The following is a 13,303-nucleotide window of genomic DNA, read 5'->3' as shown; positions in this document are numbered from 1 at the left end:
TACGGCCGAACCGGCCTGGACACGGACGGAGTTGGTCGAACCCGGTCGGTCCGGCGCGCCAACTCCCGGCGTACCGGCGGGATGCGCCGAGACGGTGGTCGCGGGCCGACTCGGCGGCGACCTGTTCGCCGCCGCCCAAACCCCCCACGGACTACGCCTGTTGATCGCTGACGTACGAGGCAAGGGCCACGCGGCGGCGGGCGGCGCCAACGCGCTGCTGGGCGCCTTCCACACGGTGGCGCACGCGGCGCCCTCGTTGACCGTGCTCGCCGAGGTGCTGGAGCGCACCATGCTCCGGTACTCCGCGCGCCGCGCCCTCCCGGCGCCCGGCGACGGCGGGCAGCGGACGGCGATCCCCCGTCCCCGCGCGCACGACCGCGCCCCGGGACACGACCGCTCCACCGGGCGTGACCGGCGCCACGAGCCGGTCCAGCACCGGGAGTTCGGCCCGGGCCCCGGTCAGCGCTCCGGCCCCGGCCCGTTCGCGGAGCCGGGTCAGTCCCCTGAGTCCGGCGTGTTCCGGGAGTCCGGTGAACACGGCGAGTACGGCGAGCACTTCGCGACCGCGCTGCTGGCCGGGTTCTCCCCGGACGGCGCGCGGCTGCGGCTGCTCAACCGGGGCCATCCCGCGCCGCTGTTGCTGCGCCCGGACGCCCGGGTGCGCCGCACCCATGTCCACTCGCTCGAACTCAGCGAGCCGGGGCCGCCGTTGGGTCTGCGGGCGCTGGCCCTCCCCGGTCCGGGCTCCGCGCACGCGACCGGGGAGGGCTCGCTGCCCTTCCCGCCGGACGGGACGCTGCTGCTCGTCACCGACGGCACCACCGAGGCGCGGAACCGCGCGGGCGTCTTCTACGATCCGGCGGCCCGGCTCTCCCACGCCCCGGACACCACACCGGACGAACTGCTGCGGCTGCTGCGCCGGGACGTCACCGCGCACGCGGGCGGCCAGATCCGGGACGACATGGCGCTGTTGGCGGTACGCCCGGTGCCGGACGCGACGGGCCAGCTCCGCTGGCTGACCGGAATCCCCCGCCCCGCCCACTGAGTCAGCCGCCGAGCGGGGCACCCGTCACACCGCCTCGCCGCACCACCTCTCCGCGCCTCCGCACCGCCGCGCCTCCACTCCTGCGTACCGCCTGTATCCGGGCCGCTGGGGCCGGGTTCCCGGGACCGGTGGTTCCGGGGTTCCGGAGGGGGGTCAACGCGCGAGTCGCCGGACACCTCGGGGGTGTCCGGCGACTCGGTGCGGTTCCGGTGGTTCCCGCCCGGCGGGGCCGGGCGGGGTGCCGGGGTCAGACTCCGGTGTGCTCCGGGCTGCGCCGCTCGGACGCGACGGCGGCGTTACCGGCGGGAGCGGGGCTGTCCAGCTGCTGGTGCAGCTTCTCGCCCTCCACGTCGACGTTGGGCAGGATCCGGTCCAGCCAGCGCGGCAGCCACCACGCCCGGTCGCCCAGCAGTGCCAGGACGGCGGGGACCAGGGCCATGCGGACGATGAGCGCGTCGAAGAGGATCGCCACGGCGAGCCCGAAGCCCATCATCTTGATCATGGGTTCGGAGGCGCCGATGAACCCGGCGAAGACGCTGATCATGATGACCGCGGCGGCCATCACGACCCGGGCGCCGAGCTTGAACCCGGAGACGACCGCCTGGCCGGCGCTCTCCCCGTGCACGTAGGCCTCGCGCATCCGCGTCACCAGGAAGACCTCGTAGTCCATGGCCAGACCGAAGATCACGCCGACCATGAAGATCGGCATCAGGCTCATGATCGGCCCGGTCTGCTCCACGCCGATGACCTCGGCGAGCCAGCCCCACTGGAAGACGGCCACCACGGCGCCCAGCGCGGCGAGCACCGACAGCAGGAAGCCGAGCGCCGCCTTGAGCGGCACCAGGACGGACCGGAAGACCGCCAGCAGCAGGATGAACGCGAGGCCGACGACCAGCGCGAGGTAGGGGACGAGCGCGTCGCTCATCGTCTTGGAGAAGTCGATGTTGATCGCGGTCGCGCCGGAGACCAGGAGGCTCGCGCCGGTGGACTTCTCGATCGCGTCGGCCTCGCCCCGGATCGAGCGGACCACCTCCTCGGTCTCGGCGGCGGCCGGGGCCGAGGTGGGGATGGCGCTGATGGTGGCGGTGTCCCCGGCCTTGTTGAACTGGGCGGGGGCGACCCCGGCGACGCCGTCGAGCTTGGCGATGTCCTTGCCGACCTGGTCGGCGGCGGCCTGCGGGTCGTCCGCGCCACGGGTGTCGAGCACCAGCATCAGCGGGCCGTTGGAGCCCGCGCCGAAGCCGTCCGACACCAGGTCGTACGCCTTGCGCTGAGTGGTGTCGGTGGGCTGGTTGCCCTCGTCGGGCAGGCCGAGTTCCATGCCCGCGACCGGCACGGCGATGGCGCCCAGGCCGACGACCGCGGCGACCAGCACGGTGATCGGGCGGCGCAGCACGAAGTTCGCCCAGCGCTCGCCCGCCTTGGGCTTGCCACTCTGGTCGGCGCTCGGCACCCCGGTCTCCGGGTTGGCCTTGCGCACCTTGCGGCCGTATATCCGCTTGCCGACCATGCCGAGCGCCGCGGGCACCAGCGTGATCGCGGCGAGCACCGCGATGACGACGGTCCCGGCGGCGGCCAGACCCATCTTGGTGAGGATGGGGATGTTGACGACCGCGAGTCCGGCGAGGGCGATGACCACCGTGAGCCCGGCGAAGACCACCGCGGAGCCCGCGGTGCCGACGGCGCGGCCCACCGCGTCCTCCCGGTCGCGGCCCTCGGCCAGCTCGGCCCGGTAGCGGGAGGCGATGAACAGCGCGTAGTCGATGCCGACCGCGAGGCCGATCATCATCGCGAGGGTTCCGGTCGTCGCGGAGAGCCCGAGGGTGGCGCCGAGCGCGGTGATCGAACCGATGCCGATCATCACCCCGACCAGCGCGGTGATCAGCGGCAGCCCCGCGGCCACCAGGGAGCCGAAGGTCAGGAACAGCACGATCGCGGCGACGGCGATACCGATGATCTCGCCGTTGCCCATGTCCGGTTCGACGAGCAGCGCGTCGCCGCCGATCTCCACCTGGAGCCCGGCGTCCCGGCCGCTCTCCGCGGCCTTCTCGATGCCCTCCCGCGTCTCGTCGGTGATGTTGAGCATGTCCACCTTGTAGGTGGCCGTGCTCAGCGCCGTGCCGCCGTCCTTGCTGATGGCGCCGCTCTGCTTGACGAACGGGTCGGAGACGGCCGCGGCCTGCCCGCCCTGGAGGTCGTCGATCACGTCCCGCACCGCGGCCCGGTTGTCCGCAGCGGTGATCTTCTCTCCCGAGGGGGCCTTGAAGACCAGCCGGGCGGTCGCACCCTCGGCGTTCGCCTCCGGGAAGCGGTCCGCCATCACGTCGAGGGCCTCCTGGGCCTCCGTACCGGGCAGCGCGAACTCGTCGTCGGGCGGGCTGGACGCTGTGGACGCGCCAGCTCCGACCGCGACCAGCAGGACCACCCAGAGCAGGGCGGTGATGCGGCGGCGCCGGAAGGCGAGTCTGCCGAGTTTGTACAGGAAGGTGGCCACGGGGCGGGTTCTCCGGTCTCCGGTGTGTGCGGGTGAGTCAGCGTCGGCCGTGCGAGCCTCGGATGGTGCCGGGCGGCACCGACGTTCGGGACGTCGGGCCGCCTAATGAGAGTACGAACCAAAAGACGCCAGATCGCATCCGGAGGGTGGCCCCTAGGACAAAATGAGGGCCACATCACAACTTGCCACGCCGCATACGGGTGCGAACCATGGGATAGGTGACGAACGACGGCAGCGACCTCGCGTATCTCCGCTACCCCCACCTCCACGGTGACCTCGTCTGCTGCACCACCGAGGACGATCTCTGGGTCGCCCCGCTGACCCTCGCGGAGCCCGGCTCCGGCGGAGCGGCCACCGGCCAGCCGCCCCCGCCCGCCCGGCGGCTGACCGCCGACCGTACCCGGATCAGCCACCCCCGCTTCTCCCCCGACGGCCGCACCATCGCCTTCACCAGCTGGCGCACGCTCGACCCGGAGATCCACCTCGCCCCCACCGAGGGCGGACCGGCCCGGCGGCTCACCTACTGGGGCGCGACCGACACCCGCGTCTGCGGCTGGACCCCGGAGGGCGACGTCCTCGCGGTCGCCTCGCACGACCAGCCCTTCGCCCACTTCTCCTGGGCCTACCGGGTACCGGTCGGCGCGGGCCCCACGGAGGCGGCGGGCCCCACGGAGGCGGCGGCCGGACAGCGCGCCGCGGGCGATCCGGGCGGGCGGCTGCCCTGGGGTCCCTGCTCGGACATCGCGGTGGCCCACCTGGGCGGCGAGCGGCGGACGCTGCTGCTCACCGGGACGCCGCCGCACGAGCCCGCCTCCTGGAAGCGGTACCGGGGCGGGGCGACGGGCCGTCTCTGGCTGCACGGCAACCGGCTGCTGCCCGAGCTGGAGGGGCATCTGGAGGCCGCCATGCTGGTGGGCTCGCGGGTCGCCTTCCTCTCCGACCACGAGGGTGTCGGCAACCTCTACTCCTGCGCGCCGGACGGCGGCGATCTGCGCCGCCACACCGACCACGACACCTTCTACGCCCGGCACGCCTCGACCGACGGGCGCCGCGTCATCTACCAGTGCGCGGGCGAGCTGTGGCTGGTCGACGACTTCTCGCTGAGCGGCGTCCCGCGCCGCCTGACCGTGCGGGTGGGCGGGCCGCGCACCGGCCGCCGTACCCACCTCGTCCCGGCCGCCAGCAACCTGGACTCGCTCACCGTCGACCAGACGGGGCGGGCCAGCGCCGTCTGCGTGCGCGGCGGCCTGTACTGGCTGACCCACCGGGACGGCCCGGCCCGGGCGCTGGCCGACACCCCGGGGGTGCGGGTGCGGCTGCCCGCGATACTCGGGCCGACCGGCCGGGTCGCCTACGTCACGGACGCCGAGGGCGAGGACGCGATAGAGATCACCGACCTGCCCCGGGCGACCCGCCCCCGGCGGCCGCTGCGACTGGCGGCGGGACGGCTGGGCCGGGTGCACGAGCTGGTCGCGGCGCCGGACGGCCGCACCGTCGCGGTGGCCACACACGACGGGCGGCTGCTGCTGGTGGACGTGGTGGGCGGCGCGGAGACCGCCGACGCCTCTGACGCCTCCGTCGCCGAACCCTCCGTCGCCGAACCCACCCCCGAGGACCCCGCCGCCACGCGGGCTTCCGGCCCGGGGAGGTCCGGCGCGCGGGCTTCCGGTGCGGGAGCCGCTGCCGCCGAGCCGGAGTCCGGTGGCGCGGGCTCCGGGGAGCCGGCCGGCGGCCCGGAGGGACGGGAGAGCGGCTCCGGCGGTTCCGGCGGCCCCGGCGGCTCGGGGGCGTACAGCGTGCCCGGGACGGTCACCGAGCTGATCCGCTCCCTCAACGGGCCCGTGTACGACCTGGCCTTCTCCCCCGACTCCCGCTGGCTGACGTGGGCGCACCCCGGTATCGGCCGCTCCCTCAGCCAGATCAAGCTGGCCCGGCTGGACCGCGACGACCACAGCCGGACGGTCATCGACGTCACCGACGGCCGCTTCGAGGACGAGCGGCCGGTCTTCACCCGGGACGGCCGCTTCCTCGCCTTCCTCTCCTGGCGCGGCTTCGACCCGGTGTACGACGTGCACACCGGCGACCTCTCGTTCCCGCTCGGCTGCCGCCCCTACCTCGTCCCGCTCTCCTCCGCCACGCTGTCGCCGTTCGCGCTCACCCCCGAGGGCCGTCCGGCGGCGGGCGGTCTCGACCCGCAGGACGCCGGGGAGGGCGAGGAGGGCATGGTGCTGGTCGAGGCGGAGGGGCTGCCGAGCCGGGTCACCCCGTTCCCCGTCACCGCCTCCAAGTACGCGGCGCTCTGCCCGGTCAGCGGCGGCGGGCTGATCTGGCTGCGCTACCCGATCTCGGGGGCGCTGGGCGAGACCTTCGCGAACCCGGCGGACACCGGCCGCCCCACGCTGGAGCACTTCGACCTCGCCCGGGCCAAACGCACCGAACTCGCGGACGACGTCGAGTGGTTCGTGCCCAGCGGGGACGGCACCCGGCTGGTGGTGTACGACGAGGGCGACCTGCGCGCCGTGCCCTCGGCCGAGCCGCCGGAGAGCGACACCACCACCCCCATCGACCTGCGCCGGGTGCTGCACGAGGCGGACCCGGCGGCCGAGTGGCGGCAGTCCTACGACGAGGCGGGCCGCATCATCCGCTCGTACTTCTGGGACCCGGGCATGAGCGGCATCGACTGGGACGCGGTGCTGGAGCAGTACCGTCCGATGGTCGAACGCGTCGCCACCCCGGACGAGTTCGCGGACCTGCTGCGTGAGGTGCTCGGCGAACTCGGCACCTCACACGCGTACGTGACCCCCGCGCGGCGCAACGAGGGCCCACCGCACTACCAGCGTCCCATCGGTCTGCTCGGCGCGGACCTGACCCGCACACGGGACGGCGCCTGGCAGCTGACGCGCATCCTGCCCGGCAACTCCTCGGACTCCAAGGCCCGTTCGCCGCTGGCCGGAACACCCATCCGGGAGGGGGCGATCCTCACCCACATCGACGGACGACCCGTGGACCCGGTGGCGGGACCGGCGCCGCTGCTGAACGGGGCGGGCGGCACCACCGTCGAACTCGCCTTCCAGCAGGGCGAGTCGGGCGCGCTCACCCGGCGGGTCGCGGTGGTGCCGCTGATCGACGACCGCCCGCTGCGCTACCAGGACTGGGTGGCCCGACGTCGCGAGCTGGTACGGGAGTTGAGCGGCGGCCGCTGCGGCTACCTGCACATCCCGGACATGGGCGGCTCCGGCTGGGCGCAGTTCAACCGCGACCTGCGCATGGAGGTGGCCCGCCCGGCGCTGCTGGTCGACGTGCGCGGCAACGCGGGGGGCAACATCAGCGAGCTGGTGGTGGAGAAGCTGACCCGGACGATCCTCGGCTGGGACCTCACCCGCAACGCGCAGCCGGTCTCCTACGCGAGCAACGCGCCGCGCGGTCCGGTCGTGGCCGTCGCGGACGAGGCGACCTCCTCCGACGGCGACATGATCACCGCCGCCTTCCGGCTGCTCGGCCTCGGCCCGGTGGTCGGCACCCGCACCTGGGGCGGGGTCGTCGGCATGACCGGGCGGCACCGGCTGGGCGACGGCACGGTGATCACCGTGCCGATGAACGCCGCGTGGTTCGAGGGCTACGGCTGGTCCGTGGAGAACCACGGCGTCGATCCGGACATCGAGGTGCGGCGCACCCCGCTGGACTGGGCCGAGGGCCGCCCCTCGGTGCTGGACACCGCCGTCCGCACCGCTCTCGACCTGCTCCACGACCATCCGGCGGCCACCCCGCCCGACTACCGGGACCTGCCCGACCGCCGCCGCCCCCCCGCTCCCACCCCGCTGACCCCGGGGGACCGCCGCACCCGCGCCCCGGCTCCCACGCGCGGCCCTGACCAGCGTGAACAATGTCCCGTTCTACCCCGAACAGCCCAGCGTGCAAGGAATGCCGGGCCGTGCCACGCTGGGGAGAGCCCACCCCACAGCAAGCACACCCGAGGAGTCGTGATGGGCATCGCAGACCAGTTCAAGGGCAAGGCCGAAGAGCTTCAGAACCGCGCGAAGGAGCGGTTCGGCGGCCAGGAGGGAGAACGCGGCAAGGGCGGGATGACGCGGGGCGAGAAGTCCACGCGGCAGGGGGAGCACTCCCGGGAGCACGGTCACGAACAGAGCCGGGACGCGCGCGAGCGCGGCAAGGAGGAGCACCAGCGCCGACGGGAGAGCGGTGAGCAGGGCCGGAAGGGCAGCCAGCGCCGCATGGAGGAGGCCGACGACGCCGCGGAGCGTCGCCGGAACCAGTGACGGCCGGAGGCCACCGGGCCCGCACCCCCTTCCGTGACGACGCGGAGCCCGGCGGCCTGTGGCACCCGGAGATCCGCCCGGATCCGGCAGCCCCGGACCCGCGCCGCTCTCCGGGCCCGGTGGGGCGACCCGCACAGGGTCGCCCCACCGTCGACGTGCGCCCCGGCCCGGGACGGTGAGCCGGCGCGGCCGCACGCGAGGCCCGTCAGCCGGGGTGACGGCTCAGCCGCCGTGCTCCGCGCGGGACTTCTCGTCCGCCTCCCCACCCGCGCCCACCAGTCCCGTGGGGATGCCGCCGGAGTCCAGCCGGGAGGCGAAGGGCGCGAGTTTGCGCTGCCCCACCACCCCGATCGCGGGCGGCAGATAGCCCCGGATGGCCTGGAGTCCGCGCAGCCACCACTGTCCGTACACGTGCGCGGAGCGGCGCTCGACACCGTCCACGATCCGGTCGACGGACGGGCCCAGCGGGTAGGTCTTGTTGGCGGGCCAGGGGAGCTGCCGCCGGATCTCCCGCATCAGCGCGTCGGCGTCGGCGCCGCGCACCATGTCGGTGTCGGTCCAGCTGAGGTAGCCGACGCCGACGCGTACGCCCTTGTAGCCGACCTCCGCGCGCAGGCTGTGCGCGAACGCCTCGACGCCGGACTTCGAGGCGCAGTAGGCCGTCATCATCGGCGCCGGGGTGACGGCGGCGAGCGAGGCGATCTGGAGGAAGTAGCCCCGCGACTCGACCAGCACCGGCAGGAACGCCCGGCCGGTCACCGCGCCACCGATCAGGTTGACCTCGATGACCCGCCGCCAGGCCACCGGGTCGGAGTCCATGAACGGACCGCCCACCGCGACACCGGCGTTGGCGACCACCACGTCCACCTTGCCGAACCGCTCCTTGACCTCCCGCGCCACCCGGGCCATCGCCTCGTGGTCGGTGACGTCGGCGTGCCAGTGGTCGGAGTCGGTGTGCAGCCGCTCGCTGACCTGCCTCAGCTCCTCCGGCTCTAGGCCGACCAGGGCGATCCTGGCGCCCCGCGCGGCCAGTTTGCGGGCGAGCAGCTCCCCCACGCCCCGGGCCGCCCCGGTGACGACGACGACCTGACCCTCCAGGCTCATGCGGCTCATGCGCTCTTCTCCCTCGTCCCCTCGCCGGTGGTCCCGCCGGTGCTCTCGCTGGCCGTCCCGCTCGTGTCCCCCGGCGCCCTCGCCTTCCCGCTCTCGCTGGCTGCCGGGCTCGCGCCGTCGCCGGCCTTCGCCTCCGGGCCCTCGCTGGCCCTTCCGTCCGCACCCTCGCCGGCCTTTCCGTTCCCGCTCCGGGCGGCGCCCCGGGTCCGCGCGGACCCGCCACCCGTCCGGCTCCGACCGGCGGCACCGGACTTCCCGCCGGACTTCCTTCGTGGCCCGCCACCGGAGGTGTCGGCGGGCGCCGAACCGGCGCTGGGCGCCGGGGAGTCGGCGGTGGTGTCCGCCCGCGCTCCCGGGGCCGCGGAGCCGGGGCGCAGCGTGGTGCGGACCAGTCCGGCCAGCACCTCGCTCACCACGTCGGGCCGCTCCAGCGGCGTCATGTGCCCGGCGGTGGGCAGTTCGCGCACCTCCGTGCAGTGCGGCAGCGCGGCCGCCATCTCCTGGCTGTGCGGGTACGGGGTGAGCCGGTCGCGCCGTCCGGTGATCACGGCCGTGGGCACGTCCAGCCGGGGCAGCTTCGCGGCCAGGTCGAGCCGGGCCAGCACCCCGCCCCAGGCGCCCCGCACCCTCGCGGGGCAGGCGTGCACGATCCGCGCCGTCGCCTCCACCGTGGCCGGGGACGGCCGGTGGCCGAGGGTGCCGTAGGCCAACGCCCGGCGCGTGACGGGGGTGACCGGGCCGAGCGGCAGGCTGGCGTGCAGCAACGCCCGGTGGGCCAGGGCGCGGAGCTTCCGCAGGCCGAGGGGGAGCACGCGCGCCTCCGGCGCCAGCCGGTGCGATCCGGTGCTGCACAGCAGCAACCCGGCCGCGTGCTCGGTCAGTTCACGCCGTCCGGCCGCCGCCATCAGCGTCATGCCGCCCATCGAGTGGCCGCCGATGACGGCTCGTTCGCCCGGTTCCAGGGCGGCGTCCAGCACCGCGCACAGGTCGTCGGCGAGCAGGGCCGTGCTGTACGCGGCGGTGTCGCCGACCGGCGAACGACCGTGCCCCCGCTGGTCGTAGGCGATGACCCGGTGCCCACTGGCGGTCAGTTCGCGGATGACGGGGGCCCAGAAGAGCGTGGAGCAGGTCCAGCCGTGCACCAGGACGACGGCGGGGTCACGCTCCTCCCCGTGGATCTCGACGGGCAGTTCGACGCCGTCGCCGGAGCGGGCGGTCACCTCGCGGGTGGGGGTGGGCGGCGCGTACACCCCCGTCAGGCCCCGGACACGCCGCTCCCGGCTCGGGGCGCTCACGCGGGGTCCTCGGCCGTGTGGAAGGCGGCCGTGGCGGCGCCCCGGCTGACGCTTCCCGAGAGCGTGACGGAACGTCCGCCGCTGGCCGGGGAGTTGGGCTGCCGCAGCACCTCGTACTCCTCCAGCCGGACCTCCCGGGTGATCTTGCGGAACTCGGCCGTGGTGCCGGGCCAGACGGCCACCGGCCGCCCCTCGGCGTCCAGGTACCAGCTGCGGCAGCCGGTCTGCCAGACGCTGCCGCTGATCCGCTCGCGCAACCGCGCGTTGTAGGTGTGCTGGGCGATCGGCCGCACGTCCAGCGCGACGCGTGATCCGCCGCCGAGCGTGTCGAGCTTGCGCACGTAGTCGGCGAGGTAGTTCAGCTGCGCCTCGATGATCAGGATCATCGAGCTGGTGCCGAGACCGGTGTTCGGGCCGATCAGGAACATGAAGTTGGGAAAGCCCGTGGTGGTGGTGCCGCGCAGCGCGTTCATCCCGTCCGGTGCCCAGGACTCCGCCAGTGTCTGCCCGGTGGCCCCCTTGACCTGGTGGGCCACCGGCATGTCGCTGACGTGGAAGCCGGTGGAGAAGACGATCGCGTCGACCTCCACCTCCCGGCCGTCGGCCGCGACCAGCGTGCTGCCCCGGATCTCCTTCAGCCCGGAGTCCACGACCCGGGTGTTGGGCTGGGCGAGCGCCGGATAGTAGTCGTTCGACAGCAGCGTCCGCTTGCAGCCGATCCGGTAGTCCGGCGACAGCGTGCGCCGCAGCTCCGGGTCCCGGACCGCGCGCCGCATGTGCAGCTTGGCGACCTTCTCGACGGTGGCCAGCAGGTTGGGGTAGTTGGCGAAGACCTGCGTCTGCAACTCCCGTACGCCCCACAGCGTGAAGCGGCGCAGCTTCTGGGTGGCCGGGGCCTTGCCGTGCACCCACTTCTCGGCCTGGGTGATGCCCCGGTCGTTCCGTGGCAGCACCCACGCGGGCGTCCGCTGGAAGACGGTCAGCTCGCCGACGACGGGCTGGATGGCCGGGATGATCTGGATGGCCGAGGCCCCGGTGCCGATCACGGCGACGCGCTTGCCGCGCAGGTCGTAGTCGTGGTCCCAGGTGGCGGAGTGGAAGACCTTCCCAGGGAAGTCCTCAAGTCCCGGCACGTCGGGGAAGCTTGGCGCGGACAGCGGGCCGGTGGCGCTCACCACCAGGTCGGCGGTGAGGGTGCCGCCCGAGGTCCGCACGGTCCAGCGCAGTTCCTCCGGGTCCCACTGCACCTGCTGGACCTCGGTGTTGAGCCGGATGTGCTGGCGCAGCCCGAAGGTGTCGGCCACCCGCTCCAGGTAGGCGTGTATGTCGGCCTGCCCGGAGAAGGCGCGCGGCCACTCCGGGTTGGGGGCGAAGGAGAAGGAGTACAGGTGGGAGGGGACGTCGCAGGCGCATCCCGGATAGGTGTTGTCGTTCCAGGTGCCGCCCACGGCTCCCCGCCGTTCCAGCACGACGAAGTCGGTGACGCCCTCCCTGCGCAGCCGCACGGCGGCACCCAGGCCGCCGAATCCGGATCCGATCACCGCCACTCGTACGTGCTCTTGCTCGCGTTCGGCCGCCATGCTGCCGCCTCCAGAGAATCCGTCCGCTGCCCGGCTGTGCGTACCGCGCCAGTAATCACTGGCACTTTTCGGAGAGTAGAGCAGATGGATACCGATGGGTAGGGGTCGCGCGACGGAAGTTACCGGCGGTCGCACCACGCCGCCCGCGGCCCGCCTCCCACCCCGCGCACCACCCCCGGCCCGGCCCCGTCCGGGGCGACCCGGCCCACCCCCGGTGGGCCGCCGCTTAGGGTGGCCACGTGGGGAGACCAGACGACCGACAACCGCAGCCGACCGAAGCCCAGCGGGGCGGCCACCGGCCGGGAACGACCATGGACACCGAACAGCCCGCCAGCCAGGAGCCGTTCACCCCCGCACCCAGCGACTCCAACGGCGCGGCGGCCACCCCGTCCGCACCCCCCGCCGATCCCGCCGACGCCGCCGACGCCGGTGCCCCCGCCCACCCCACGGGCCCGGACACTCCCCGTGGACGCGAGTTCCGGGCCGCCGAGCTGGCGGAGACGGCCGGGATCACCACCCGCACCCTGCGGTTCTACCGGGAGCGGAAACTCCTGCCGCCGCCGCGCCGCGAGGGCCGCATCGCCTGGTACGACGAACACCACCTGGCCCGGCTCCGCACCATCAGCGGCCTCCTCGCGCGCGGCCACACGCTGGGCGGTATCACCGAACTCCTGGACGCCTTCGAGTCCGGGCGGGACACCCGCAGCACCGCCGAACTCCTCGGCCTCGACTCCTCGTTGAGTACCTTCTCCGAGGAGGTCCCGGTGCGGCTCACCCCGGAGGAACTGGCCGACCACTTCCACGGCCAAGTCACCGTGGAGAACCTGGCCGCCTCGCTCGACATCGGCTACGTCGCCGTCGACGGCGACACGTTCGTCCACGTCAGCCGACGGCTGCTGGACGCCTCCTCCAGCCTGGTCGACAAGGGGGTACCGCTCTCGGCGGTGCTGGAGGCCGGACGCGAACTGCGCCGCCACACCGACGCGATCGCCGCCACGTTCACCGAACTGTTCCGCAGCCACCTACTCCCACCGGACGAGCCCGCCCCGGACGCCGGAACCGTCAACGCGGCTCTGGAGCGCGTACGCCCCCTGGCCAAGCAGGTGGTCGAGGCCGAGCTGGGCCTCGCCCTCGACCGCCACCTGCGCACCCTGCTGGAGCCACCCCCCGCCAACCCACCCGAGCCGACGGACGAGCCGACGAGCGAGACAGGGGACGAGACGACGGGCGGCGCGGGCGAGACCCCGGAGGCCGCACACCACCCGGGGGACGGCGCGGACGGGACGTAGCCGGGACGGCGGACGGGCGCCCGGCGGGGGCACCACGGCAACGGGGCGCCGGAAGGAGCCGGGGGCCTCGGGTCAGTGGTCGAAGACGGCGGTGACGGGAGCGTGGTCGGACCAGCGCTCGGCGTGACTGGCGGCCCGCTCCACGTACGCCTTCACCGCGCGCTCGGCCAGCCCCGGCGTCCCCATGTGATAGTCGATGCGCCAGCCGGT

General features: G+C 74.1%; 6 protein-coding genes and 2 pseudogenes. 3 read left to right on the top strand and 5 right to left on the bottom strand.

All coding sequences use genetic code 11. The features are described 5' to 3' along the window. The first annotated feature begins 31 nt into the window (after positions 1-31). The gene (locus tag E0L36_RS00040) at positions 32-1,045 is read left to right on the top strand and encodes a PP2C family protein-serine/threonine phosphatase (RefSeq protein ID WP_219636056.1); all 1,014 of its coding nucleotides are present in this window, start codon (positions 32-34) and stop codon (positions 1,043-1,045) included. Positions 1,046-1,292: 247 nt separating this feature from the next. Here the strand turns inward: E0L36_RS00040 and E0L36_RS00035 are convergent, their stop codons facing one another. Next, complete coding sequence (locus E0L36_RS00035) at positions 1,293-3,539, bottom strand: MMPL family transporter (RefSeq protein ID WP_180926796.1); 2,247 nt, start codon at positions 3,537-3,539, stop codon at positions 1,293-1,295. Between the two features lie 218 nt (positions 3,540-3,757). Between E0L36_RS00035 and E0L36_RS00030 the strand changes: the two genes are divergently transcribed. Next, positions 3,758-7,816, top strand: a complete 4,059-nt coding sequence (locus E0L36_RS00030; RefSeq protein ID WP_308416573.1) for a S41 family peptidase — start codon at positions 3,758-3,760, stop codon at positions 7,814-7,816. A 222-nt stretch (positions 7,817-8,038) separates the two neighbouring features. Here E0L36_RS00030 and E0L36_RS00025 read toward each other — a convergent pair whose 3' ends face one another. The 3 genes and pseudogenes from E0L36_RS00025 to E0L36_RS00015 form a co-directional block, all read right to left on the bottom strand. After that, the gene (locus E0L36_RS00025) at positions 8,039-8,929 is read right to left on the bottom strand and encodes an SDR family oxidoreductase (RefSeq protein ID WP_180926795.1); all 891 of its coding nucleotides are present in this window, start codon (positions 8,927-8,929) and stop codon (positions 8,039-8,041) included. A 329-nt stretch (positions 8,930-9,258) separates the two neighbouring features. After that, positions 9,259-10,224, bottom strand: a pseudogene (locus tag E0L36_RS00020) (alpha/beta fold hydrolase); the annotation flags it as partial. Then, positions 10,221-11,804, bottom strand: a complete 1,584-nt coding sequence (locus E0L36_RS00015) for an NAD(P)/FAD-dependent oxidoreductase (protein WP_180926793.1) — start codon at positions 11,802-11,804, stop codon at positions 10,221-10,223. The gene E0L36_RS00015 and the pseudogene E0L36_RS00020, both read right to left, overlap by 4 nt. Positions 11,805-12,115: 311 nt before the next feature. Here E0L36_RS00015 and E0L36_RS00010 point away from each other — a divergent pair, with 311 nt between their 5' ends. Then, entirely contained in the window at positions 12,116-13,093 is a 978-nt protein-coding gene (locus tag E0L36_RS00010) for a MerR family transcriptional regulator (RefSeq protein ID WP_180926792.1), read from the top strand. A 72-nt stretch (positions 13,094-13,165) separates the two neighbouring features. On the opposite strand, the pseudogene E0L36_RS27210 reads toward E0L36_RS00010, so the two are convergent. Further along, positions 13,166-13,303, bottom strand: a pseudogene (locus E0L36_RS27210) (exodeoxyribonuclease III); the annotation flags it as partial.

Origin of the sequence: Streptomyces sp. AJS327, from assembly GCF_013450295.1 — a bacterium.
GTDB lineage: Bacteria > Actinomycetota > Actinomycetes > Streptomycetales > Streptomycetaceae > Streptomyces.
This window is presented reverse-complemented; position numbering and strand designations above follow the sequence as displayed.